At 67.5% G+C, this 24579-nt stretch carries 21 protein-coding genes; 12 read left to right on the top strand and 9 right to left on the bottom strand.

Going from position 1 to position 24579, the window contains the following annotated elements:
• Positions 1 to 162 precede the first annotated feature (162 nt).
• The 3 genes from G8760_RS21270 to G8760_RS21260 form a co-directional block, all read right to left on the bottom strand.
• A complete protein-coding gene (locus tag G8760_RS21270; protein ID WP_166354811.1) occupies positions 163 to 1074 on the bottom strand; it encodes an undecaprenyl-diphosphate phosphatase in 912 nt (303 codons plus the stop codon).
• Positions 1071 to 2042, bottom strand: coding sequence for a glycosyltransferase family 2 protein (locus tag G8760_RS21265; protein WP_425502368.1), 972 nt, complete (start codon positions 2040 to 2042; stop codon positions 1071 to 1073). Before G8760_RS21265 ends, G8760_RS21270 begins: the two co-directional genes overlap by 4 nt.
• A 172-nt stretch (positions 2043 to 2214) precedes the next feature.
• Positions 2215 to 3765, bottom strand: a complete 1551-nt coding sequence (locus tag G8760_RS21260) for an LCP family protein (protein ID WP_166354809.1) — start codon at positions 3763 to 3765, stop codon at positions 2215 to 2217.
• Between the two features lie 449 nt (positions 3766 to 4214).
• On the opposite strand from G8760_RS21260, the gene G8760_RS21255 reads away from it, so the two are divergent.
• Positions 4215 to 5444, top strand: a complete 1230-nt coding sequence (locus G8760_RS21255; RefSeq protein WP_207782574.1) for an LCP family glycopolymer transferase — start codon at positions 4215 to 4217, stop codon at positions 5442 to 5444.
• A 119-nt stretch (positions 5445 to 5563) separates the two neighbouring features.
• On the opposite strand, the gene G8760_RS21250 is transcribed toward G8760_RS21255, so the two are convergent.
• Positions 5564 to 6874 carry a UDP-glucose dehydrogenase family protein gene (locus G8760_RS21250; RefSeq protein WP_166354808.1) on the bottom strand — a complete coding sequence of 437 codons (1311 nt, stop codon included), beginning with the start codon at positions 6872 to 6874 and terminating at the stop codon, positions 5564 to 5566.
• Between the two features lie 30 nt (positions 6875 to 6904).
• On the bottom strand, positions 6905 to 7723 hold the full coding sequence (locus tag G8760_RS21245; protein ID WP_207782573.1) for a TIGR03619 family F420-dependent LLM class oxidoreductase: 819 nt from the start codon (positions 7721 to 7723) through the stop codon (positions 6905 to 6907).
• A 134-nt stretch (positions 7724 to 7857) separates the two neighbouring features.
• Here G8760_RS21245 and G8760_RS21240 point away from each other — a divergent pair, with 134 nt between their 5' ends.
• Entirely contained in the window at positions 7858 to 9021 is a 1164-nt protein-coding gene (locus tag G8760_RS21240) for an acyl-CoA dehydrogenase family protein (RefSeq protein ID WP_166354807.1), read from the top strand.
• Between the two features lie 73 nt (positions 9022 to 9094).
• Here G8760_RS21240 and G8760_RS21235 read toward each other — a convergent pair whose 3' ends face one another.
• The 3 genes from G8760_RS21235 to G8760_RS21225 form a co-directional block, all read right to left on the bottom strand.
• Complete coding sequence (locus G8760_RS21235; RefSeq protein WP_166354806.1) at positions 9095 to 9484, bottom strand: potassium channel family protein; 390 nt, start codon at positions 9482 to 9484, stop codon at positions 9095 to 9097.
• A gap of 202 nt (positions 9485 to 9686) precedes the next feature.
• Positions 9687 to 10379 carry a ComEA family DNA-binding protein gene (locus tag G8760_RS21230; protein ID WP_166354805.1) on the bottom strand — a complete coding sequence of 231 codons (693 nt, stop codon included), beginning with the start codon at positions 10377 to 10379 and terminating at the stop codon, positions 9687 to 9689.
• A gap of 163 nt (positions 10380 to 10542) precedes the next feature.
• Positions 10543 to 10965 carry a DUF6221 family protein gene (locus tag G8760_RS21225; protein ID WP_166354804.1) on the bottom strand — a complete coding sequence of 141 codons (423 nt, stop codon included), beginning with the start codon at positions 10963 to 10965 and terminating at the stop codon, positions 10543 to 10545.
• A 177-nt stretch (positions 10966 to 11142) separates the two neighbouring features.
• Between G8760_RS21225 and G8760_RS21220 the strand changes: the two genes are divergently transcribed.
• Positions 11143 to 11499 (top strand): winged helix-turn-helix domain-containing protein, encoded by a 357-nt coding sequence (locus G8760_RS21220; RefSeq protein ID WP_207782572.1) that lies wholly within the window; start codon positions 11143 to 11145, stop codon positions 11497 to 11499.
• A gap of 40 nt (positions 11500 to 11539) precedes the next feature.
• Here G8760_RS21220 and G8760_RS21215 read toward each other — a convergent pair whose 3' ends face one another.
• Positions 11540 to 12181: a GntR family transcriptional regulator gene (locus G8760_RS21215; RefSeq protein WP_166354802.1), complete on the bottom strand. Its 642-nt coding sequence runs from the start codon at positions 12179 to 12181 to the stop codon at positions 11540 to 11542.
• A 171-nt stretch (positions 12182 to 12352) separates the two neighbouring features.
• Between G8760_RS21215 and G8760_RS21210 the strand changes: the two genes are divergently transcribed.
• From G8760_RS21210 to G8760_RS21170, 9 genes are all read left to right on the top strand, one after another.
• A complete protein-coding gene (locus G8760_RS21210; protein WP_207782570.1) occupies positions 12353 to 14380 on the top strand; it encodes a beta-galactosidase in 2028 nt (675 codons plus the stop codon).
• An 85-nt stretch (positions 14381 to 14465) separates the two neighbouring features.
• Positions 14466 to 15869: an ABC transporter substrate-binding protein gene (locus G8760_RS21205; protein WP_166354801.1), complete on the top strand. Its 1404-nt coding sequence runs from the start codon at positions 14466 to 14468 to the stop codon at positions 15867 to 15869.
• The gene (locus tag G8760_RS21200) at positions 15866 to 16816 is read left to right on the top strand and encodes a carbohydrate ABC transporter permease (RefSeq protein ID WP_207782569.1); all 951 of its coding nucleotides are present in this window, start codon (positions 15866 to 15868) and stop codon (positions 16814 to 16816) included. The genes G8760_RS21205 and G8760_RS21200 overlap by 4 nt, the downstream gene beginning before the upstream one ends.
• A gap of 4 nt (positions 16817 to 16820) precedes the next feature.
• Entirely contained in the window at positions 16821 to 17687 is an 867-nt protein-coding gene (locus G8760_RS21195; RefSeq protein ID WP_166354800.1) for a carbohydrate ABC transporter permease, read from the top strand.
• A 3-nt stretch (positions 17688 to 17690) separates the two neighbouring features.
• Positions 17691 to 19511: an amylo-alpha-1,6-glucosidase gene (locus G8760_RS21190; RefSeq protein WP_166354799.1), complete on the top strand. Its 1821-nt coding sequence runs from the start codon at positions 17691 to 17693 to the stop codon at positions 19509 to 19511.
• Positions 19512 to 19635: 124 nt separating this feature from the next.
• Positions 19636 to 21021, top strand: a complete 1386-nt coding sequence (gene gcvPA / locus G8760_RS21185) for an aminomethyl-transferring glycine dehydrogenase subunit GcvPA (protein WP_166354798.1) — start codon at positions 19636 to 19638, stop codon at positions 21019 to 21021.
• A complete protein-coding gene (gene gcvPB, locus G8760_RS21180; RefSeq protein WP_166354797.1) occupies positions 21018 to 22589 on the top strand; it encodes an aminomethyl-transferring glycine dehydrogenase subunit GcvPB in 1572 nt (523 codons plus the stop codon). The genes gcvPA and gcvPB overlap by 4 nt, the downstream gene beginning before the upstream one ends.
• Positions 22586 to 23782, top strand: a complete 1197-nt coding sequence (locus tag G8760_RS21175; RefSeq protein ID WP_207782568.1) for an ATP-NAD kinase family protein — start codon at positions 22586 to 22588, stop codon at positions 23780 to 23782. The genes gcvPB and G8760_RS21175 overlap by 4 nt, the downstream gene beginning before the upstream one ends.
• A 2-nt stretch (positions 23783 to 23784) precedes the next feature.
• Positions 23785 to 24546, top strand: a complete 762-nt coding sequence (locus tag G8760_RS21170) for a glucose 1-dehydrogenase (RefSeq protein ID WP_166354855.1) — start codon at positions 23785 to 23787, stop codon at positions 24544 to 24546.
• The last annotated feature ends 33 nt before the right edge of the window (positions 24547 to 24579 follow it).

Raw genomic sequence — 24579 nt, 5'->3', positions numbered from 1 at the left:
TGGTCAAGGGTAGACGACCGGATGACACTCATGCCCGCTGTCTACCTCGTTCCTTCCATCACATGCCGATGGGGACGACCAACGGGCCGCCCACCGAGCACTTCGGCCAACTGCCCGATGCACCACAACGCCCTCCATTGCAACACCATCGACGACCGTATGTCACAGATGGATGGGTTGGACCACAAGGATGACCACGGCCAAAGCGATGACATACACCGAGAAGAAGCGGAATCGGGCCTGGTAGAGCAGCTTCAGGACACCGACGAGCGCCACCGCACCCACCACGGCGGCTACGACGAACCCCACGGCGTAGGCCCCGACACCGAGAGTGAAGGTGAGATCATCGTCACGCACGATGTCCAGGTACTGCACCATCGTCGCGGCCAGAATCGTCGGGATGGCCACGAAGAAGCTGTACTCCGCGGCCAGTCGGCGGTGCAGGCCGAGGAGCAGCGCCATCGCTATCGTCAGCCCGCTGCGGCTCAACCCCGGTAGCAGGGCTGCGGCCTGGGCGATACCGATGCCTATGGCCACCCATACCGTGATCTGCCCGGCATCGCGCCACAGTGATCGCACGGTGTCGGTCCACCACAGGATCATCCCGGTGATGATCAACGCAACGGCAATGGCGGCGGGTTTGGCGAAGGCATCGGTGCCGACCGCCCGGACCACCAGCCCGAGGCCGCCGGTCACCGCGACCGTGATCATGCCGAGCCATGCCAGGCGCAGATAGTGCAGTTCGCTCAACTGGCGGTACGGGCCCCGGTCCCGCGCTCCCCGGCGGTGCGCGCCACGGCGTGGCCCCCGGGTCACCACGTAGCGGACGTCGGCCAGGATGCCGGCGGTGAGGCGTTGCAGGCTGGCTCGCATCACCACGACGATCGACACGAGGGTGCCGACGTGGACGATGATGTCGAACAGGATCATCTCCGGCGAGTCGGGAGCGGGGATCGCCGAGCCCTGTTCCAGTAGCCAGTGCTGGGTCAACGCGAGGTGACTGGTGGAGCTGACCGGAACGAACATGAACAAGCCCTGCACCACACCCAGGAGTGCGGCCTCCCACAACGTCATACGCGGCTGCTCCTCGCCCGACGCGGGCCGGTCAGGAACCCAGCGCCCCAGCTCAAGTGCACGGTGGCGAGCACTATCGGCAGCCACCCCCGGGCCCGCGCCGGCAACCCCCGGCTGATCGACGCGCTGGCAGCGAGCACACCTGCGGCATATCCACCAGGTCCGAGCCACCCCAAGGCCAGCCAGCCAGGAGCGCCCACAACGGCCGCCAACCCAGCGACGGCCCCGCCGGTGACGGCGACAAGCACCGCGGGAGCGGCCAGATAACGGACACTGGCGGTGTCCGGGTACTTGCGGATCACCTCACGGCGCCACTGGCCGGTACGTAGGAACTGCCGGGCCAAGGCACCGATGGTCGGCCGCGGCCGGTAGGTCACCGTGAGTTCGGGTGTGAACCAGACCTGTTCACCGGCGGCCCGGATGCGGTAGTTGAGCTCCCAGTCCTGGGCCCGGATGAAGTGTTCGTCGTACCCACCGAGCCGGATCAGGACGTCCCGGCGGAACACACCCAGATACACGGTGTCGGCCGGGCCCTCCGGACCACCGACGTGGAACCGGCCCCCGCCGAGGCCCAGCGTGGAGCAGTATGCGCGGGCCACGGCCCGCTCGAAGTCGGTGGTGCCCTCGGCGTGCATGATGCCGCCGACGTTGGCCGCGCCGGTCTTCTCCAGCGCCTGCACCGCCATGCTGATGTAGCCAGCACTGAGCAGACCGTGTCCGTCGACACGGACGACGATCCCGTGCCGCGACGCCTCGATGGCGGCGTTCAACCCGGCCGGGGTGTTCCCAGCCGGGTTGTCGACCAGCCGCACCCGGGGGTCGCCGGCGGCCAGCTCGGCCGCGATGTCGGCGGTGCGGTCGGTGGACGGCGCGATGGCGAGGACGACCTCGAGCTCACCCGGATAGTCCTGGCTCAGCACACCTGCCACCGCGTCGGCCAGGTGACGTTCCTCGTCGCGCACCGGCATGATCACCGACACCGCCGGCCAACCGTCAGTACGGCCGTCGATGCCGCGCTGACCTGGGGTCTCGTGGGAAGGTGGCGGAGTGCGCATGACGCGAGCACATTACCCGCTGCGGACCGGAGCGCAAGCAACGGGGCACCCCTTCGTGTTGACTCCGCTCAGGCGGATCGACCGGCTACTCGAAGGAGCAGACCGTCGAGAGGCCGGCCAGGCCGTCCTCGCCGAGATACCCGTCATGGGTGGATGCGTCGTCGTCGGCTCCGGTTCGGTCGCCAGACTCGCCATCGGCAGCATCTCCGGGGTTGGTGGCATCGTCGGTGTCGGCGGCGGGACCGGTGACATCCGTCGATGGTTCGCCGCTGGCCTCGACCGTCTCGGCCGGTGGGTCCTCAGCCGGCCGGCCCGCGCCGTTGAGCAGGTCGGCGGTCTGGTCGGCGATCAGCGCGAAGTCTGGGTCGGCCGGGACGATCACCGGCGGCACGAACTGCAACGTCATGAGTTCCTGGCCACGGACGTCGAAAGCGAGATCGACCAGGTTGCCGAGGTCTTGGCGCGGGATATCGGTGGTGATCATGTCGGCCGACGCATCGGCCAGCTCCATCCAGTTGATCAACACCGAGCGTGGGTCGGCCTCGTTCATCAACGCGCCGAGCACGCAGCGCTGCCGGGCCATGCGGTCGTAGTCGGAGGTGCTCTCCCGGGACCGTGCGTACCAGAGTGCGTGATAGCCGTCCAGCCTCTGCACACCAGGCTCCAACACCCGGCCTTTGTCGCCGATCGGCAACTCTTCCTGCACGTTGATGCTGACACCACCGAGCGCGTCGATCAGGTTACGGAAACCCATGAGGTCGACGGCGACGTAGTAGTGCACCTTGATGCCGAGCGATCCCTGCACGGCCTGCTTTACCGCCGTCGGCCCCGGCCCGGACGGCCCGGGGAACATCTCCGGGTTGGCTTCGCCGTAGGTCCAGGTGGCATTGAGGAGGTATTCCGAACGGTCACCGTCGCCGGCGAACCCACGGGGGAACTCCGCCGCCGCCGGGCTCCCGCTGGGGAAGCGGGCCTTCTCCAAGTTGCGTGGGAGGCTGATCAGTGCGGGCTCACCGGTGAGGACGTCCACCGAGAGGACGTGAATGCTGTCCGGGCGGGCGCCGGCCCGGCCGTCGCCGGAGTCCATGCCGAGCAGAAGGATGTTGAGGCGTCCGTTGCTCGCCGCCGCGGCTTCGCCCGAAGGGAACATCGAGACGACGAGGTCGTGTGCTGCCTCGGCGTACCGCGCGGCCACCACGAACGGCGTGGAGACCAGCACCGCCAGGCCCAGCGTGGCCGCCACCACGATCAGGCGGTGTCTGCGGTTGAGGCCCGGTGGGTGCCCGAGCCGCCAGGCGTCGATCAGGATGACCACCCAGGCCAGGGCCAGGATGAACGCGATGATCTGGAACGATGTCAGAATCCAGGGCTGCACGGCCATCTTGGCGAGATCGTTCATCGACGTACGCCACGCGACGAACAACACGATGCAGATCACCGCGCCCCACACCGACAGTGCGATCTTGCCCATGCGCTGGTTGCCGCGGAGTAGCTGAGCGCTGCCGGGCGCCGCCACCGACATGGCGATCAGCGTGAGCGAACGCCGGAATCGGGTCGCCTCGGCGCGCTGTTCACGCTGCTCACGGGCGGACGGACGGCGGCGGATCGGAGGCCGGCGTGGTGGACGACCTCGCACCCGGGTGGATCCCCGTGTGTGTGTCGTCGGCGCCATTCGTCTGTCCCCCAAGGGCCATCTCACACCGACGCCCCCGTAGCGCCAGCGTGGCCAGTATCACCAGGAACCACCACCAAACGGTGGCGGCGCGCCGAGTCAACTGGTGCATCGCCTGTCACATCAGTCACGCGACATCTGCGACGACGACGGCTCGCCATGGCTTGACATCAACCATGACTTGAGGAACAACGATAACGTCAAGAGCACCTCATGGGCGGCAATGCGCCTCGGCGTGTCACGTAATGAAACCACGAACCTCGGCCTCCGCGCCCAGTCGGCGCAACGCCCGACGAACCGCCGGCGCCACCGTGGTCGCCGCACTACCGACGTCTTCCGACAAGGTCACCAAATGGTGTCGTGCCGGTACGTCATAGAGCATTTCCGCCCGAGAAGCAGGTACCGTTCAACTCGTGGAAGACCACCGTAGGCAGGGTGATGCGGGAGCCGACGCGCCGCGTTCGGGTCCAGTCAAGGTCACCACTTACAGCTCGGGTAACGTGCCGGGCGTGTCGTATCGGGGTGGCTACGCCCACAGCCCACGAGATGAAGAGGACGATCACCCGCAGGCCACTCCGGCCGCGCCCGCGGGCACCCGGGCCATGCCGGTCGACCGCCGGGCCCGCGCCTCCACCCCGGTGCCACCGTCGAGGCCACCACGCACCAAGAACCGCCGTGACGGGGGCGGCCGGCCCAAGAAGCGTCGCTCCGGCTTCGTCCGCTTCCTGCGCTGGTTCCTCGCCATCATGCTGGTCATCACCGTCGGACTGGTCGCCCTTGTGTGGTTCGTCTGGTCGCGGATCGAGAAAGTCGATGCCATCCCCGACGATCACGGCTCGGCGCGCTCAGCCGGGCAGGTCTATCTCGTCGTCGGATCGGACCGGCGCGACGACCTCGACGAGGAAGAGCAGAGCGAACTCGGCACCGGCAGCACCGGCGGCGAACGGGCCGACACCATCATGCTGGTGCATGTGCCCAACAACGGCCGGCCAGCCCTGATCAGCGTGCCTCGAGACTCCGTCGTCGACATCCCGGGCCACGGCTCCGGCCGGGTCAACGCCGCATTCGCCTACGGCGGCCCGGCGCTGCTGGTCGAGACGATGGAGGCCAACACCGGGGTAGCCATCGACGATTACGTGCAGCTCGGCTTTGGTGGCTTCGCCCAAATCGTCGACGCGCTCGGTGGCGTGGAGATGTGTCTCGAAGAGGCCATCCAAGATGAGAAGGCAAAGATCGATCTCCCGGCCGGTTGCCAGGACCTGGTTGGAAGCGACGCCCTTGGCTATGCGCGCGCCCGGTACTTCGACCCGCGTGCCGATCTGGGCCGGGTGGAACGCCAGCGCGAACTCATCTCGGCCATCGCCGACGAGGCGCTGTCGCCCAGCACTCTGCTCAACCCGATCGAGCTCACCCGCACCGCGCTGGCCAGTGGCAACGCGCTGATCCTCGACGAGGGCACCGGGCCACTGGACATGTTCAAGTTCATCCGCGCCATGGGACGTATCTCATCGGGCTCCGGCGACACCCTGACCGTTCCGCTCGGCCGAGTGGGCAACACAGTCGACTGGGACGCTACGGCCGCCGAAGAACTATGGACCGCATTGCGCGACGGTACCGAGGTGCCGCGGCACCTCATCGAGTAACCCGTCGCCGCAGGTGTCAGGCTGACCGAGCACAGACGCGCAGCGGTCCGACGTGTCCGGCCTGACACGTCGGACGGTCCGGCCCGTCGGAAGCCTCTCCGGAGCAGGAATTTAGGAGGTCAGGGGCGCCCCAGCCCGCGGTACGTCCAGCCGGCGGCCCGCCACGCATGGTGGTCGAGGCAGTTACGACCGTCGATGACGGTGCGATTGGCGACCACCTCGCCGACCACGGCCGGATCCAGGTCACGGAACTCCACCCACTCGGTCAGGTGGAGCACGACGTGTGCACCCCGGCATGCGTCCAGCACCGAGTCGGCATACGACAACGTCGGAAAGATCCGTCGCGCGTTGTCCATGGCCTGGGGGTCGTACACGACAACCCCGGCGCCCTTCAGATGAAGCTGGCCGGCCACCGTCAACGCCGGCGAGTCGCGGACGTCGTCGGAGTCGGGTTTGAACGCCGCCCCGAGTACAGCCACCCGACGACCGATCACCGAACCGCCGGCCAGTTGCCGGGTGAGGTCCACGACGCGGTCGCGTTGACGCAAGTTGATGGCGTCGACCTCACCCAACAGGGTGAGCGCGTCGGCCACGCCCAACTCACCGGCCCGCGCCATGAAGGCACGCAGGTCCTTGGGCAGGCAGCCGCCACCGAAACCGACGCCGGCGTTCAGGAACTTCCGGCCGATACGTTCGTCGTAACCGATGGCGTCGGCCAATTGTGTGACGTCGGCTCCAGCCACCTCCGCGACCTCGGCGATCGCGTTGATGAACGAGATCTTGGTGGAGAGGAAGGCGTTCGCTGAGACCTTCACCAGTTCGGAGGTGGCCAGATCGGTGACGACGACCGGCGTGCCGGCCGTGATGGCGTCGACGTAGGTGTCTCGCAACAGCTTCTCGGCCCGATCCGACGTGACCCCGAACACGAACCGATCCGGGCGCAGGGTGTCCTCGATGGCACGGCCTTCGCGCAGGAACTCCGGGTTCCACGCCAGCTCTGCTTCGCCGCCGATGGGAGCAGCCGCTGCCAGCCGCCCAGCCAGCCGCTGAGCGGTACCGACCGGCACTGTTGACTTGCCGACGACCAGACATGGCCGCCGCAGGTGCGGAGCCAGTTGATCGATGGCGGCGTCGACGTGGCTGAGATCCGCGCCCAGGCTGTCGCTCAGCTGTGGTGTTCCCACGCAGATGAAGTGGACGTCGGCGTCGGCGGCGTCAGCCATGTCGGTGGAGAACCGCAATCGCGGTGTACCGACGTGTTTGGCGAGCAGTTCCTTCAGCCCAGGCTCATAGATAGGTGGGACTCCTTCGGCCAGCCGAGCGATCCGCTCCTCGTCGACGTCGATGCCGACAACGGAAAAGCCCAGGTCAGCCATACAGGCGGCATGCACCACTCCGAGGTAGCCGGTGCCGATGACCGAGATGCGCATAGGCCGAGCCTAAGACCTCGCGGGCAACCGTCAGACCCCGGCCCATCTGGCGTTGAGTTCGGCCATCCGGTCCGCACAACCGTCGACGGACCCAAACCACACCGCGATGTGGTCGGCACCCGCCTCAGCCAGCGCATGGGCCTGCTCGACCACCCTGGCGGCCGAGGCACCTTCCGGCATCTCCAACCGAGTCCCCACCTCCACGGACCGATCAGTGCTGGCCCGGATCTGGTCGACTCGAGCTCGGAAGGCAGTGGCATCGAGACCGACACCCTGCCAGACGTCAGCGTAGCGAGCCACCCGCCGCAACGCCGCTGGCGAGGTACCGCCAACCATGATCGGCACCGGCGACGAGGGACGGGGTGCGAACTCGCCGACGTCGAAGCCGTAGTACTCGCCACCGAACGGCCCACGGCCGTGTTCGTGCAAGTGTCGGATCAGCCGGAGGGCTTCGTCGGTGTGGGCACCTCGGTTGCCGAAGTCAGCGCCGATCGCGGCGAATTCGGTGGCATCCCACCCGGTACCAACACCAAGCGTGAGTCGACCGGGTGCCAGCCGCTCCAGCGTAGAGACCTGTTTGGCCAGCAGAAAAGGGTCCCGCAGGGGCAACACGAGCACGGACGTTCCGAACCGGATCCGGCTGGTTGCCGCCGCGATGGCGGCCATGGTGACGAGCGGCTCGTACACGCCGCCATAGGTGGTCCCGTACGGCCTGGGCGGGAGCAGGTGATCGGGCAACCAGACCATGTCGAAGCCGAGTTCCTCTGCCATGCGCGCGAGACTCACGATGTGCAGCGGCTCCACATCGGTGGACTCGTTTGGCAGCACAGCGTGCAGACGTGTGGTCACCGGTCAATGGTCACATGGTGCGTCGACACTAGGTGCCGCATTGGTCGGACAACGCCGGAGGCTGGCTCTGTGGAGCTTCTCACTCTAGTGAGCAAGCACTGTCCAGGTCCGATACTGGCCAGTAACATGTCGCCATGAGTGCCGACTTCGACGTTTACCGGCTCACCGACGAGCACGAAGCGATCCGGGAAGCCGTCCGTGACGTGTGCACCACCAAGGTCGCCCCGCATGCGGCCGAGGTCGACGAGACCGCCGAGTTCCCCAAGGCGGCTTACGACGCCCTGCGCGCCACTGACTTCCATGCTCCGCACATCCCCGAACAGTACGGTGGCGCTGGCGCCGATGCCCTGGCCACCTGCATCGTCATCGAAGAAGTCGCGCGCGCCTGTGCGTCCAGCTCGCTGATTCCCGCGGTCAACAAACTTGGCACCATGCCGTTGCTGTTGGCCGGCTCCGACGAGGTCAAGGAACGCTACCTCCCACCTGTCGCCCGCGGCGAGGCGATGTTCTCCTACGGGTTGTCCGAACGTGAGGCGGGTTCGGATACCGCCTCGATGAAGACGCGGGCCACTCCCGACGGTGACGGCTGGATTCTGTCCGGGCAGAAGTCATGGATCACCAACGCGGGCGTCTCCACGTATTACACGGTTATGGCCGTTACCGACCCTGACGCCGGTACCCGCGGCATCACCGCGTTCGTCGTCGAGGACGGCGATGAAGGTTTCTCGGTTGGCACGCTGGAACGCAAACTCGGCATCAAGGGATCTCCCACTCGGGAGTTGCTCTTCGACAGATGCCGGATTCCTGGAGACCGGGTTGTCGGCGCCCCCGGCGAGGGTCTGAAGATCGCACTACGCACACTCGACCACACCCGGATCACCATTGGGGCGCAGGCAGTGGGCATCGCCGCCGGAGCGCTGGCCGCGTCCACCGAGTACGTCAAGGAGCGCAAGCAGTTCGGCAAGAACGTCGCCGACTTCCAAGGTGTGCAGTTCATGCTGGCCGATATGGCGATGAAGGTCGAGGCCGCCCGGCACATGGTCTACCGAGCCGCCGCAGCCAGCGAGCGCGACGAGCCCAACCTGTCGTTCCTGGGCGCGGCGGCGAAGTGTTTCGCCTCCGACGTCGCCATGGAGGTCACCACTGACGCGGTTCAGTTGTTCGGTGGGTACGGATACACCCGCGACTACCCGGTCGAGCGGATGATGCGCGATGCGAAGATCACCCAAATCTATGAAGGCACCAACCAGATCCAGCGCCTCGTGATGGCCCGCCAGCTCCTCAAGGGCAACGCCTGACCCACCCCCTCCCCCCCGACTCCCCATGATCATTGGCTTTTGACTACCGGATCCGGTAGTCAAAAGCCAATGATCATGGGGAGTCGGGGGGCTGATCGCGTTCGTGTTTGTGTTTGCGGCGTGGGAGATGCCGACGTTTGGTCTGGCCGTTGGCGATGTACGCCCGAGCCAGCCCCGTGCCGAGTGCGACGAAGAGCCCCACGGCGAGTAGCGCGTAGAGCATGGTGAAGATCTTGGACAGCGGCTCGCCGGGGGCGAGGTCGCCGTAGCCGATGGTGAGCCCGGTGATCACGGAGAAGTACAAGCTGTCGAGCACCGACCATCCCTCGGTCAGGGTGTAGAAAACCGTGGAGCTGATCAGGAGCACGACGAGGCTCACGGTGACGCCGCGGAACGCGTGGTCGGCCCACGCAGTGCGCAACGCGGCGACGAACCGCCTCGCCATGAGAAGAAGGCCCAGCATGCACGGTACGGTACCGCTGATGTGAACCCGCCGGTCGCAGATCGCGCCCCTCACTCAGACCGCGCCCACCTTACAGACCGCGCCCGTCACCCGGCCTGAACCCATTGCCCAGACCGCCAGCGCTCGAGGAAACGGATCGCCCCGGCCCGCCATGATGAGCGGACCGGGGAGATCACTCCACTGGGGCGTGGTGAAAGATTCCTTACTTCAATGCCAGGCGACGCCGGAACAGGCCGAGGCCCCCGGCAGCGCCAATCGCGCCCATGCCGGCGAGAGCCAGCAGGGCAGGGGCGACTCCGGTGTCGGGCAAGGTCTCCCGCTGGCCGTCGTCGTCTTCGGTTGGTTCGTCGGTGCCGTCGTCCTCGAACGGACACAGCGGCAGGTGCTCGCCGCCTCCGGCGATCAGTTCCAACCACCGTGGTCCGCCAACCGCGATCCCGTCGATGCGTCCGAGATCCTCGTTGGAGGTAAACGGACGCAGCTCGAGGATCTGGGCGGCGCGCTCTGGACCGATGTGCTTGAGGTCCTGGAGTTCGTCGAAGTCGGCGGTGTTGATGTCGACGCACACGGCGCCTTCGTCGTCACACGGGGACACCTCGATGGGGAGGGTGTCGTACGGCAGGTCGAGGTCGGCCCACCATGCCAGCTCGTAGTCTCCGGGCTCCACCGCGACACTGGTGGATCCGTCGGTGTCGGACAGGACGGTGGCTCCGGCATCGTCGCCCCCAACGACGACGATCTGCCAGCGCTCGGCGTCCTCCAGGCCCTCCACCGCGATGGTGGCGGCGCCTTCGTCACACGCGACGGTCACGCTCGGCTCGATGTCGTCGGTACCGGCGGCAGCCACCGCGGCAGAACCCAAGACGAGCGCAAACGCCGCAGGTGCGGCAATCATCAGCTTTCTCAACATGTACCCCCTCTTGAACTGAATGACGGGGAGATGTCTAGTACTGATCACCAGGCGTGTCAATCAATAAGACAGCCCGTGCACGTGTTGAGGCGCGAGGGGTTCGGCAGATGTCGCCAGGCTGGCCCCTGCCTGCTGCGGGAGGCCAGCGTTAGGGCAGAGACCAAACAGGCTGGTAGTCGGCGTGATGTGCCCAGGCTCGAGCCATAGTGGCGAGTACGGTGTCGGCAACGCTGGCCAGAGGCGCTAATTGTGGGTCGACGGCCGCGTCACGCTGCCACATCAGGCACTGATCCACCAGAGCCCGCTTCGCCTGGGCGGCTGCGATCACCCGGGCCGGCGAATGTAAAGCGACATGCCAGCCCGCTCCCTCGAACTCTCCGACGAACGGCGCGATGCCATATGGGTCGTCCTTCTCCGGGGGATCCTCACCCGGCAGGGCTTCCAACACGACGTCGCCGGATGGCTCCACACCCCAGTGCAGCCCACCCGAGTGGTGGGCGGCCGCCATCGCCGCGCTCTCCAGCTCGTCGAGCCGAGCGTGGAGGAAAGCGGCTAACTCAGACTCGGCCATCGCCGATCTCCTATGTCGCGACGGTGAACTCCCCGGTGGTTCTGCACGTCACCTACATGATGCCTGGCACACTCTGGCCGGCGCTCACGTATTCCGATTGTAGACGCCTAGGATGACCAAGACGTCTAGGGCGTGGCGGGGTGCGTGGCCGTACACCACCTCTCCTACGTTATGCCCGTGATTGATCATTGGGACCCGACTCCGTCGTACCGTCAGCTGGCCTCGATCCTGCGTACCCGGATCACCTCTGGAGAGTACGGGCCGGGCACACAGCTGCCCAGCGAGAAACATCTCACCGACGAGTCCGGTCTCGCGCGGGAGACGGTTCGCCGCGCCATCAAGCTGTTGCGCGATGAGGGCCTGGTGGTCACGCTTCCCGGCCGAGGGACATTCGTTCCTCCGGACCATCATCGGCGCCCCACCATCCCGACCCAGGTCGCTCGCACTGCCGAGCCGACGCCGGACCCGCATCCGCACCCGGCCCCGATGCCGGACCCCCATCCGGACCACCGGCCAGGCGCTCAACCGCGGTAAGCCGCGGAGCCTACGCTTAGCAGGCCGCGCCTTGGGCCTGTCATGGGGCGAAGTTGTTCAGGGTGCGCTGCATACCGTTGAGCCAGTTGGTGCGCAGAGCCTCGATCGCGCCGGCGATATCACCCGCTGCTACCCGCTCGGCGATCAGTTGATGCTCGCTGGCCGCCCGCTCGATCATCTGCTCGTCCTTGACCATGACGGACTCGTAGCGGCGCAGGGCCAGCTTGAGGGTGGTGATCAGATCCATGAGCCGCTCGTTGGTGCAGCCACTGAGCAGCAGGTCGTGCCACTCGTCGTCGTATTTGGTGATCACTCCGTATTCGGCGACGTTGGCGGAGAACTCGCGCGCTTCTTGCAACAGCTGAGGTGCGATCTCGGCGAGGTGTTCTGGTGGCGACAGTTCCAGCGCCAACCCCTCTAGTGCCGCCAGGACCGGGCACAGCTCTTCGAACTCTTTGGCCGACACGGGTGAGAACCGGAAACCTTTACCTTGTTCGCTCTGGATCAGGCCTTCGTTCTCCAGCGCGATGAGCGCCTCACGCAGCGGCGTGCGGCTCACCCCGAGTTCGGCGGCGAGATGAACCTCGTTGATCGCCTCTCCGGGCGGAAGTGACCCCGCATTCATCCGTTCGATGAGCTCAGCGCGGATTTGCGCCCGCAAGGTTTGCCGCTGGATAACCACAGGACGACCCTTCTCCGCTCCAGGCGTAGCGATCTTTCCGGTCGACTATAGCCTCTTGACACGACTGTGCACAACGTCCACTGTATACATTACTCAGTCGTCAGGAGGTCTCATGCCACGCTCTCCGCGGACCGTCGCTCCGCTTCGACGCCTGGGATCGGTGGTGCCGCGGTGAACCCGACCACGTCCCGGCTGAGCCGGCTCGAGGCTATCGACGGACTGGCCTACGGAGGCGACTACAACCCCGACCAATGGCCTGAGGACGTCTGGGCCGAGGATGCCCGGTTGATGCGCGAGGCCGGCGTCAACCTGGTCAGCCTGCCCGTCTTCTCGTGGCCGCGCCTGGAGCCCGAGCCGGGACGGTTCGACTTCAGCTGGCTGGACCGGGTGCTCGACGTTCTGTGGTCACAAGACATCCGGGTCGATCTCGCCACCGGGACGGCCACCCCACCGGCCTGGCTGATCCGCGCCCACCCGGAGATCCTGCCGGTCACCGCCGATGGCGTCAGGTTGGAGTTCGGTTCCCGCCAGGCATACTGTCCCAGCTCACCGGTGTTTCGCGAGCACGCGCTGCGGCTCACCGAGGCGATGGCGCGACGGTACGGCCACCACGACGCCGTAGTGCTGTGGCACGTCTCCAACGAGTACGGCGACCACGTGTCCCGCTGCTACTGTGCGGTCTCTGCCGGTCACTTCCGTCGCTGGCTGCAGCACCGGTACGAGAACCTGGCCACCCTCAACGACGCGTGGGGTACCACCTGCTGGGGCCAGCACTACACCGACTGGGAGCAGATCGAACCACCCCGACGGGCCACCGGGCCGATCAACCCCACCCAGCGGCTCGACTTCGAGCGCTTCTCCTCGGACGCGATGCTCGAACTGTTCCGCGCCGAGGTCGAACTCCTCCGCGAGCGCACCCCGCAGCTGCCGGTGACAACCAACTTCATGAGCCTGTTCCGGGAACTGAACTACTGGGACTTCGCCGCCGTCGAGGACATCGTCACCGACGACGCCTACCCGGACCCGGCCGATCCGGTCGCCCACACCGACGCCGCCCTGAACTACGGGCTGATGAGGGCACTCAAGAACGGCCAACCTTGGCTCCTCCTCGAACAGGCACCCAGCGCGGTGAGCTGGCGCGACGTCAACGTGCCCAAGCCGCCCGGGCGGATGCGGCTCGGCAGTTTGCACGCGATCGCCCACGGTTCCGACGCAGCGATGTTCTTCCAATGGCGGGCCGCCCGGTTCGGTCCGGAGAAATTCCACAGCGCGATGCTCGGACACCGTGGCGTCGCCAGCCGCTCCTACCAGGAGTGCCGCGATTTCGGCGCCGAGCTGCGCCGGCTCGCGGAGCTGAAAGGCAGCCGGGTGGAGTCCCGAGTGGGCGTCGTGGTCGACTGGGACGCCTGGTGGGGCCTGGACGCGCCCGACTCGCTGCCGTCGGCCCGACTCGATTGGCTGCACCTGGTCCGGACCTGGCACCGGGCGCTGTACACCCTCGGGTTCACCGTCGACCCCGTCCGGGCGACCGGCCCATTCGATGGCTACGACGTGGTGGTGGCGCCCAACCTGTACCTCATCGACGACGCGGTGACCGCGGCTCTAGCGGGCTACGCCGATCAGGGCGGCCGGCTGGTTGTTGGGCCGTTCAGTGGGGTCAGCGACCGGGAGGACAAGATCCACCCCGGTGGTGCGCCGGGGCCGCTACGTTCCCTGCTCGGGGTCTCCGTCGACGAATGGTGGCCGCTGCCCGACGGCCACGAGGGCCGGGTGAAGCTCGGAGCGACGACGTTGGGCTTCACCACCTGGGCGGAGTGGATCGACGCGGAGTCCGCCGACGTGATCGCGACGTACGACGACGGCCCGCTGGCCGGCCGCCCAGCCATCACCACCCGTCGTGCCGGCGCTGGAACCGCTACCTACGTCAGCGCGGGACTCGACGAGGCAGCACTGCGGCAGGTGCTCGGCCCGATCTGCCGAGATGCCGGCCTGACCCCACACGACACCCCCAGCCTGGACGTCGAACAGGTCACTCGCTACCGCGACGGCGACCGGTGGACGTTCATCCTCAACCACGGCACGGTCCCGGCCCGCACCGATGTCCCCAACGGCACCGACCTGCTCACCGGCGACACCGTGTCCGGGCCGGTCACCGTAGCGCCGGCCGGCGCACTCGTCGTCCGGCACACCCGATCGTGACGCCGGCCACCACCTCGGCCCCTATCGATCCATGTCTATCCACGTCCGTCCCTATTCACCCGTTTGACGATCTGGAGGCAACCCAATGAAAGGTTCCACCAGCTATACCCGCCGGGCGACGGCGGTGCTCGCCGCCATTGCGGTGGCCGCAGTGGCCGCGTGTAGTGGTTCGAGTTCCGGTCCGAGCGACGGCTCGAGCAAGGCACGCATCGTATGGACGACGTGGGGCTCCGCGGAGGACCTGCAGCGCTTCGAGGACTTCAACGACGAGTTCATGGAGCGGCATCCGGACATCGAGGTCGTCCTACAGGCGGTGCCGTCCTACGGCGAGTACCACCCGAAGCTGCTGGCCCAGCTGATCTCCGGCACCGCACCCGACGTCTTCTACCTGGGTGACGACAACGTCGGCACGTTCGTCGACGCGGGTGTGCTCACCCCGCTCGACGACCTGATGAACTCATCGGACAGCAAGGCAACCCACGACGACTTCTTCGACGGCCTCTTCGGCGCCGCCATCGAGGGCGGCGTCACGTATGGGGTACCAACCGACAGCAACCCGGACGTGCTCTGGTACAGCAAGACCGCCCTGGAGGCGGCCGGTATCACCGACGATCCCGCCGACCTCGCCGCCCGGGGCGAATGGACCGTCGACACCTTCCTCGACATGATGGACGCGCTCCGCGATGCCGACATGATCGGCGCCATCTTCTGGAACTACTGGGCCACGCACTACAGCTGGGTCAGCGCCTACGGCGGCACCGCCTACGACGAGCAGGGCAGGTTCGTCCTCGCCGACGACGAGACGTCGGTCGAAGCACTACGCGTGCTCGGCGAACGGTTCCAGGACGGGTCCTTCCGGGTCGCCGACACCATGCCCGAAGGCGCCGGCGCGTCCACGTCGTTCGTCTCTCACCAGGCCGGATTCTTCGTCCAAGGCCGGTACACCATCGGGACGATCCGCCAAGCCGGCGAGGAGGAGCAGTTCGACATCGCCCCCTGGCCGTCGGTGGACGGCGAGCCGAAGCCGGTGGGTGTCGCCGCAGCTTATCTGGCGATCAACGAGGCCACCGACCATCCCGAGGCGGCGTGGACGTTCTTCGAGGAGTTCGTCTCGGCGGAGGGGCAAGAGTTCCGGCTCTCCGGTGGCGGCAACGCCGTGCCGTCGATCCTCGGTGCCGACGACGTCGTCCTCGACGGATACCCGGAGCACGCCGAAACCTTCCTCCAACTCCGCGACAACGGTTTCGCCAACTACGCGTCCGAGGCCCGGGTACCCGGGCTGTCCGACGACATCAGCGCGGCGATGCTGCGTCACTACGAAGGCCGCGTCGACCTGGACGAGACGTTGGCAACCATCGTCGACCTCGTGGAGAACGCGGACATGCCGGACCCGGCCGACCTGGCCGACCCGGAGGAACTCGACGAGGCCGAGAGCACCAACGGCGAGGACGAGAACGACGATGATCCCGACGGGGAACCGTCGCCGTGACTCCGGTAGCACCGCGGACGCAGCGGCCGGGGCCCGAAACCGGGACCCGGCCGGTGCGGCCACGGGTCAGCGGCTGGCGGCGACGAGACCGCCGGTGGGGGCTGGTCTTCATCGGCCCACAGCTGTTCGGCATGGTGGCCTTCGTCCTGTTACCGCTGGTGGCAGCCATGGTGCTCGCCTTCGCCGAGACCGATGGCCTGCGCTCGTTCTCGTGGGTGGGCCTGACCAACTTCGGCGACCAGCTCACCGATCCGCTGCTCTGGCGGGCCGTACTCAACACTCTGGGCATCGCGGCGATCACCGTGCCGATCGGGCTGAGCATCGCGATGGTGCTGGCGACCGTGCTGAATCGGATCCGAGGCCGCACGGTCTACCTCATTCTCATCTTCGCCCCCGGGGTGACCAGCCTCGTCGCGGTGTCGATGATCTGGCAGCAGCTGCTGCGGTCGAACGGGATCCTCAGCTCCGGCATCGATCTGGTGCCGTTCCTGGGCCGGCCGGACTGGCTCGGTGATCCCCGGCTGGTGCTGATCTCGGTGTCGATGGTGGTGGTGTGGTCGTCGCTGGGTCTCAACGTGCTGCTGTTCCTGGCCGGCTTGCAGAACATCCCACCCGCCGTTCTAGAGGCGGCGCGGGTGGACGGAGCCGGGCCGGTGCGCACCTTCCTCCGAGTGATCGTCCCGTTGCAGACCCCCACGTTGTTCTTCATGACGGTGGTTTCGGTCATCAGCTCGCTTCAGACGTTCGACATCGTCTTCATCCTCACCCACGAAGGCGGACCGGACAACGCGAGCCGGACGATCGTGTACCACATCTATGACCTCGCGTTCCGCCGCTTCGAGTTCGGTGCGAGCAGCGCCGCCGCCCTCCTGCTGCTGGTGCTGACGCTGCTGATCACCCTGGCCCAGTTCGGGTTGCAGCGCCGGCTCGTCCACTACGAAAGCTGATCCGATGCCGCCCGACACCTCTCGAGCCCTCCCCGAGCCGCCGCACAGGCTGCGTGGCCGGATCCTGCTGCACGGTTTTCTCGTGCTGGTCGGCCTGGCCATGGTGGCGCCGTTCCTGCTGATGTTGCTGACCTCGTTCAAGTCACTAGGGCAGATCCTGCGCGAGCCGCTGTCGTTCTGGCCGGACCCCTGGGTGTGGACGAATTTCGCCGACGCCTGGAACTCGATGCCTTTCGCCCGCGCCTACTGGAACAGCATCTACATCTGCGTACTCGTCGTCGCGATCACACTCGTCACGACGGCGCTGGCCGGGTACGGATTCGCCCGCATCAACTTCCGCGGCTCCAAAGTGCTGTTCATCTTCTTCCTGGCCACCCAGATGGTGCCTACCCAGGTCACCATCGTCCCGCTCTACCTGCTGCTGAGCCGGATCGGTTGGGTCGACTCGCACCTGGCCCTCATCGTGCCGATATCACTGTGCAACCCGTTCGCGGTGTTCCTCATGCGCCAGTTCGTCCGCAGCCTGCCGATCGAACTGGAGGAAGCCGCGCTGCTCGACGGCGCCAACCGACTCCAGATCTTCTTCCGGGTGATCCTGCCCAATCTCGGACCGGGTCTCGGCGCGTTGGGTGTGGTGGTCGCGCTGAACACGTTGAACAACTTCTTCTACCCGCTCATCCTGCTGAACAGCGAAGAGCTGTTCACCGTGCCGCTCCTGCTCTCCCGGTTCCAGGACCAGTACGGAGGGATGAACTACGCGCTGGTCATGGCCGCGTCGGCGATCTCGGTCATCCCGATGCTGATCGCCTTCGTGATCGGGCAGCGGCGCATCATCAGCAGCATGGCCATGTCCGGCCTCGGAGGAAAGTGACCCATGGCAGATACCCCGATGCCCACCCTCGACCTCGTCGAGTCGCCCTTCACCGACGCGGGTTCGCGGCTGCTGGTCACCCAGTCGGGCGGCATGCTGACCATCACCAGCGCGGAGTACGAGCGCCGCAGCGCCGAGTGCCGGCTGCTGCCGGGCCTGCGGGTGCGGACGGTTACCGGCCGCTCCTGCCCGGTGCATCGGGCCGATCCGGCGGCGATCTACCTGACCGACGGCCCGTCGTTGGTGTTCGCCGACGCGACCACGCTGAGCCTGGGGCTGCCACCGGGCCGTTGGCGGGTCGAGTTTCACGTCGCCGGTGCGGTTGATCTCACCGCCGACGGCGGCCTGGCCCGCACCGACCTCACCGGCACCGGCGGAGAATGGCTCACCTGGCACGTCGACGGCGGTGTGGTCGAGCAGGTGGTTGGTGGTTCGATCGAGGCCCCCGTCGTCACCCTCGACGTCGACGGCCCGGCCGACGGTCTCGGCAGCCGCGTCGTCCTCCAGGTGCAGGGTGAGCCCGTACCGGCAGCGGTGCCGGCCGGCCACGCCGAGTTGCTAGCCCGTGCGGTCGACCGCTGGGCCGAGTGGTTTGGCCGGATGCCCGTGGTGCGCTCGGACCTTGTCATGACGGCCCGGCTGGCCTGGTGGGTGCTCCGCGCCAACCAGGTCCGGGTGGCACACGACCCGTCGCGGCTGATGGTGGTCCCGTCGAAGTTCGGCTACGTCGGCGCGTGGCAATGGGACTCGTACTTCGTCGCCGCCGGCCTCCGCCACGGCGCTCCCGAACAGGCGTGGGATCAAGTGGCGCTCTTCCTCGATCACCAGCTGAGTGATGGCCTGATTCCCGACGTCGTCTCCGATGACGGCATTCTGGCCAGCGCCGATGACCTCCCACCAGCCGACGCCGCGCGGCTGCGGGATCATCTGGGCGACGCCGCCGGGGTGGCGTCCGGCTCGGTCCCGGTGACCAAGCCGCCGCTGACCGCTTGGGCGCTGGCCCACCTGCATCGGCTCGCTCCGGATCCCGATCGGCTGGCCTGGGCGCTGCCTCGGGTCGAGGCTTCCCAGCGATGGTGGGCCACGGTGAGCGACACCGATGGCGACGGCCTGTCCGAGTATCTCCATCCGTATTCGTCGGGCCTCGACGACAGCCCGCTGTTCGACTACGGTGTCCCGGCCGAACCGCCGGATCTCAACTCCTATCTCGCCCTGCAGGATGACTTGCTGGCCGATCTGACGGAAGGTACGGCCGCTGCGGTGCCGAACGTTAGGGCCGAGGCCGACCGACACCGGGGTGCGGCCGCCGAACGGGTCACTCGCCTGCTGGACCGGCGGTGGGACGCGGGTTCCGGACGATTCACCGCACACGGCGGTGGCCGCCGGCTGCCGATGTTCACCCCGTTTCATCTGATGCCGCTGCTCACTGGCCGGTTGCCGGAGGCCGTCGTCGACGTGTTGGTGGCGAGTATGTACCGCGACCTCTGGGGCGAACACCCCCTGCCGACGGTTGCGTACGGCGACGCCACGTTCGACGCGGACCGGATGTGGCGCGGACCGGTATGGGTCAACGTGAACCGGCTGGTCGCGGAGGGGTTGCTGAGGAGCGGACGCCCCGATGCCGCTGCCGATCTCGCCGAGCGGACGCTGGCCCTGGTAGCCGGATCGGGGGGTATGTACGAGTACTGGAATCCGCTCACCGGGGGTCGGGCCAGCCGAGCCACGACGAGTTTCGCGTGGTCGGCAGCGCTGTACATCGACCTCGCGGTCGCCGTCACCAACGATCTCGACCTCCTCCGCTCCACCTCCCCCAACCCCCCGTGATCATTGGCTTTTGACCACCGGATCCGGTGGTCAAAAGCCAATGATCACGGGGAGGGTGGCGACGATCACTCGACCAGTTTTGTATACTGAATACAGACGACAGTCCACACCCGAGGTGAACCGAATGACCGAACCGTTTGTGCACCCGTACGTGCCGAACACCGCACCACGCACCCGAGCAGCCATGCTCGAGGCGGTCGGTGCGACAAGCATCGACGAGTTCTACGCCGACTGCCCGCCAGAGCTGCGGCTGGACCGGCCCCTGGACCTCCCCGCGCCGCTGCTGTCCGAGACCGAGCTGGTCCGGCACATGGACGGCCTCCTGAACCGGAACGTCAGCACCCGCGAGGTGCTGAGCTTCCTGGGCGCCGGCACCTATCAGCACCAGGTGCCCGCCGTTGTGGAGGAGGTCATCAACCGCAGCGAGTTCCTCACCGCCTACGCGGGTGAGCCGTACGAGGACCACGGCCGGTTCCAGGCGCTGTTCCAATACCAGTCGCTGATGGCCGAGCTGCTCAACATGGACGTGGTCAACGTCCCCACCTATGACGGCTTCCAGGCCACCGGCACGGCCCTGACCATGGCCGGACGGCTCACCGGCCGACAGCAAGTGCTCGTCGTCAGCGACGTACACCCGGACAAGCTCGCCAAGGTCCGCGACTACGTCCGCCCTTACCTCGATCTGGTGCACATCACCAGCCGCGGCTCTGGGGCCGACGTCGACGCCGTACTCGCCCACGTGTCGAAAAACGCCGAGATCGTCGCCTGCGTCTGGGTCGAGACCCCCAGCTATCACGGTGCCGTCGAGACCGAACTGCGTCGCCTGGCCGATGCGGCTCACGAGGCCGGTGCACTGCTCGTCGTCGGCACCGATCCCATCGGCCTGGGTGTGCTCGCCCCACCCGCCGACCTCGGCGCCGACATCGTCTGCGGCGACATCCAATCCCTGGGCCTACGCCAGTGGTACGGCGGCGCCCACGCCGGCTTCATCGCCGTCCACGACGACCCCCGCTTCGTCATGGAGCTGCCATCACGCCTGTTCGGCCTGGCCAGCACCACGGTCCCCGGTGAGTACGGCTTCGGCGACGTCGCCTTCGAGCGAACCTCTCTGGCGATCCGCGAGGACGGCAAGGAGTGGGTCGGCACGGCAGCTGCCCTGTGGGGTATCGCCGCCGGCGTATACCTGGCCCTGATGGGGCCGGCCGGCATGGCCGAGCTCGGTGAGACGCTGCTGGCCCACACCCGCTACGCCATGGACCAACTCGCCGCCATCCCCGGCGTCGTCCTGGCCGACGACGGGGTCCACCTGCGGGAGTTCGTCGTCGACGTGTCCGGCACCGGACTGAGCGCCACCGACGTCGTCACCACGCTGCGCGGGCGCGGCATCGAACCCGGCGTCGTCGTCGACGAGCACCGGCTGCTGGTCTGCGTGACCGAAGTCCACACATCCCAGGACATCGACCGGCTGGCCGGGGAGATCGCCAGCCTCGTGAAGGAGACGCCGGCATGAGCCTGCCCATCGCACCCAAACCCCGTCTGCGCCGCTTCCACCAGGCACGGTGGGACGAGCCGATCATCTTCGAGCTCTCCACACCGGGCGAACGCGGCGTCCTGGTTCCTCGCCCCGAACCGAAGGTGCGTGACGCCGTCGGCGACGTCGTCGCGGCCCTACCCGAGGGGGTCCGGCGCCCCACTCCGCCCAGGCTGCCCGAGATCGCCCAGATGCGGGTGCTCCGTCACTACCTGCGGCTGAGCCAGCAGAACCTCGGCGCCGACCTCAACATCGACGTCGGCCAAGGCACCTGCACCATGAAGTACAGCCCGAAGGTCAACGAGGCGGTGATCAACACCCCGAAACTGGCCGACCTGCACCCCCTCCAGGCCGAAGCCTCGGCGCAGGGTGTGCTGGAGGTCTTCTGGCAGCTCGAACGGATGCTGGCCGAGATCTCCGGCATGGACCGGGTCAGCCTGCACTCCGCCGCGGGCTCGGCCGCCATCTGGACCAACGTCGCCATGATCCGCGCCTACCATGCCGCCCGCGGCGAAGGCGACCAGCGGACCGAGGTCATCACCACGATCTTCTCCCACCCGTCCAATGCGGCCTGCGCCGAAATGGCCGGGTACGACGTCATCACGATCCACCCCGACGCCGACGGCTACCCCGACATCGACGCACTCAAGGCCGCGGTGTCCGACCGCACCGCCGCGCTGCTGATCACCAACCCGGAAGACACCGGGATCTTCAACCCGCGGATCCGGGAGTTCGTCGACATCGTCCACGGCGTCGGTGGGCTGGCCGCCTACGACCAAGCCAACGCCAACGGCATCCTCGGCATCACCCAGGCCAGGGCCGCCGGGTTCGACCTGTGCCATTTCAACCTGCACAAGACGTTCTCCACACCACACGCCTGCGGCGGACCCGCCGCAGGGGCGTCCGGGGTCAGCGCGGAACTCGCCCCGTTCCTGCCGGGGCCCCTGGTCGAGTACGACGGCGACCACTTCTTCCTCGACCACAACCGCCCACAGTCCATCGGCAAGGTGGCGCCCTTCTACGGCGTGACGCCGAACATCGTGCGCGCCTACGCATGGATCCGCGCCCTGGGTGCCGAGGGCCTGCGGGCCGTCGCCGAAACCGCCGTACTCAACAACAACTACCTGCTGAAGCGGGTCCTGGACATTCCCGGGGCCAGCGCGCCGTATGCCAGCGGGCGCCGTCGTATCGAACAGGTCCGGTATTCATGGCAGGAGTTGCACGAACAGACCGGCGTCACCTCGGAGGAGATCGGGCTCCGGGTCGCCGACTTCGGCGCACACTACTGGACCAGCCACCACCCGCACGTCGTACCGCAGCCGTTCACGCTCGAACCGACCGAGTCCTACTCCAAGGACGAGTTGGACGAATACGCGGACATCCTGGCCGAGGTGGCGCGGGAAGCTCGTGAGACACCCGATGTGGTGCGCACCGCACCACACAACCAGACCGTGCACCACACCCATCACGACGATCTCGACGATCCCGAGCGATGGGCCATCACCTGGCGTGCGTACCGGCGCAAACACTTCGGCGAACACCCGTGACACCGGCACCCCGGACACTGCCGGCGAGCCCGCTCGCCGCCCCCGGCACCCGCCGGCTCGGCCTGGTAGTCAACCCGGTAGCCGGGATCGGCGGCCCGGCCGGGCTCAAAGGCAGTGACGGCGCCGACGTCCAGGCCCAGGCCGTCGCCCGGGGAGCCACGCCACGCGCCACCGCTCGCGCCGTCGCCGCCCTCCGAACCGTGGTGCGTATCTTCCCCGGGGTGGAGGTGTTCACCGCCGGTGGTGTCCTGGGCGCCGATGCGGCTGCTCAAGCTGGGTTGCCCGGCCGCGTCGTCGCCACCGGACCGGTGCATGGTACGGCCGCCGACACCGTGCGGGCCGCCCGTGAACTAAGCGCGGCCGGGGTCGACCTCCTGCTCTTCGCCGGCGGCGACGGAACGGCCCGTGACATCCACGATGCGGTGGGTGAGGGCATCGCGGTGCTCGGAATCCCCGCCGGGGTCAAGATGTACTCCGCGTGCTTCGCGGTCAGTCCGGTCGTCGCTGGAACGCTGGCCGCCGACTGGTTAGCCGGCCGGGTCGACTCGGCCTCGTCAGCCGACGTCCTCGACATCGACGAGGAGGCGATCCGCACCGGCCAGGCCGAACCCCGCCTGTACGGCACCGTGCGGATCCCCCGCGTACAAGGCCGCACTCAGGCCCGCAAGACCGCTGCACCGGCATCCGCGGCGGCAGCCGTGCGACGGGCCGCCGCCGGCGCGTCGATCCTGCTCCGCCCGGGCACCCGGTACCTGCTCGGTCCGGGCGGCACGATGCGCGCGTTGGCGGAGCTGATCGGCGTCCCCAAGACACCGCTGGGGTTCGACGTGGTGGAGGACGGCCACGTGCTTCACGCCGACGCCGACGAGTCAGCCCTGCTAGCCGCCGCGGCCGGTGGTCCATGCCAGGCCGTGGTGACCGTCATCGGCGGCCAGGGATTCATCCTCGGCCGGGGCAATCAGCAGCTTTCGGCCCGTGTGCTGCGGGCACTGGGCAAAGATGCCCTCATGGTCGTGGCCACCGACGACAAACTGACCGAACTTGGCGGCCGGCCGCTCCTAGTCGACAGCGGCGACCCAGCGCTCGACCATGCGTTGAGCGGGTACACCCGCGTCGTCACGGGGCCGGGCACCTCCACCTTGTATCCAGTGCGAGCCCCGGAACACCACTCAATCGACACAGATGGGACATGACCATGATGCGGTTGGAGAACAAGACGGCGATCGTCACCGGCGCCGGCGGCGGCATCGGTCGAGCCTCGGCCGTGGCTCTCGCCCGGGAAGGCGCTCGGGTCATCGTGGCCGATATCGCCGCTGATAGCGCTCAGGAGACCGTCGACGCGATCGTCGAGACCGGCGGTACGGCCAGCGCAGCGGTAGCGGACGTGTCTGCCGAGGCCGACGTCGCCCGAGTGGTCGAGCAGGCAGTGACGGAGTACGGCGGGGTGGACATCGTGTTCAACAACGCCGGCATCATCCGTCGAGCCGACGCCTTGGACACTACCGTGGAGGAGTGGGACCGGGTCTTCGCGGTGAACGTGCGCTCGATCTTCCTGATGTGCAAACACGTCGTCCCAGTGCTGGCCGCCCAAGGCGGTGGCTCGATCATCAACACCGGTTCCGGCTGGGGGCTCAAGGGTGGTGGCCGCGCGCTGTCGTACTGCGCGTCGAAGGGGGCGGTGGTCAACATGACCCGGGCGCTCGCCATCGACCACGGCCCGCAGGGCATCCGGGTGAACTCGGTGAATCCGGGCGACACCGATACCGGGATGCTCCGCGAGGAGGCTCGCCAGTTGGCCGAGCCGGCCGATCAGTTCCTGGCCGAGGCCTCTGACCGGCCGCTGCGCCGGATGGGCCGACCGGCCGAGATCGCCGACGCCGTGGTCTGGCTGGCCAGCGATGAGAGTAGCTTCGTCACCGGCGCGGCTATCGTCGTCGACGGCGGTGGTATCGCCTGAAGGTGCCCCTGGGCCCGGATGCGGGCGGATATC

Source organism: Phytoactinopolyspora limicola, assembly GCF_011320225.1.
Classification (GTDB): Bacteria; Actinomycetota; Actinomycetes; order Jiangellales; family Jiangellaceae; genus Phytoactinopolyspora; species Phytoactinopolyspora limicola.
This window is presented reverse-complemented; position numbering and strand designations above follow the sequence as displayed.

What these genes read in the sequence shown, in the direction of transcription:
- G8760_RS21225 (WP_166354804.1), bottom strand. Translation starts at nt 10,965, where the DNA reads ATGGCCGAGTCTGAGTTAGCCGCTTTCCTCCACGCTCGGCTCGACGAG.
- G8760_RS21190 (WP_166354799.1), top strand. Translation starts at nt 17,691, where the DNA reads ATGGCAGATACCCCGATGCCCACCCTCGACCTCGTCGAGTCGCCCTTC.
- G8760_RS21250 (WP_166354808.1), bottom strand. Translation starts at nt 6,874, where the DNA reads ATGCGCATCTCGGTCATCGGCACCGGCTACCTCGGAGTGGTGCATGCC.
- G8760_RS21195 (WP_166354800.1), top strand. Translation starts at nt 16,821, where the DNA reads ATGCCGCCCGACACCTCTCGAGCCCTCCCCGAGCCGCCGCACAGGCTG.
- G8760_RS21240 (WP_166354807.1), top strand. Translation starts at nt 7,858, where the DNA reads ATGAGTGCCGACTTCGACGTTTACCGGCTCACCGACGAGCACGAAGCG.
- G8760_RS21235 (WP_166354806.1), bottom strand. Translation starts at nt 9,484, where the DNA reads ATGCTGGGCCTTCTTCTCATGGCGAGGCGGTTCGTCGCCGCGTTGCGC.
- gcvPB (WP_166354797.1), top strand. Translation starts at nt 21,018, where the DNA reads ATGAGCCTGCCCATCGCACCCAAACCCCGTCTGCGCCGCTTCCACCAG.
- G8760_RS21170 (WP_166354855.1), top strand. Translation starts at nt 23,785, where the DNA reads ATGATGCGGTTGGAGAACAAGACGGCGATCGTCACCGGCGCCGGCGGC.
- G8760_RS21230 (WP_166354805.1), bottom strand. Translation starts at nt 10,379, where the DNA reads ATGATTGCCGCACCTGCGGCGTTTGCGCTCGTCTTGGGTTCTGCCGCG.
- gcvPA (WP_166354798.1), top strand. Translation starts at nt 19,636, where the DNA reads ATGACCGAACCGTTTGTGCACCCGTACGTGCCGAACACCGCACCACGC.
- G8760_RS21205 (WP_166354801.1), top strand. Translation starts at nt 14,466, where the DNA reads ATGAAAGGTTCCACCAGCTATACCCGCCGGGCGACGGCGGTGCTCGCC.
- G8760_RS21265 (WP_425502368.1), bottom strand. Translation starts at nt 2,042, where the DNA reads ATGCCGGTGCGCGACGAGGAACGTCACCTGGCCGACGCGGTGGCAGGT.
- G8760_RS21270 (WP_166354811.1), bottom strand. Translation starts at nt 1,074, where the DNA reads ATGACGTTGTGGGAGGCCGCACTCCTGGGTGTGGTGCAGGGCTTGTTC.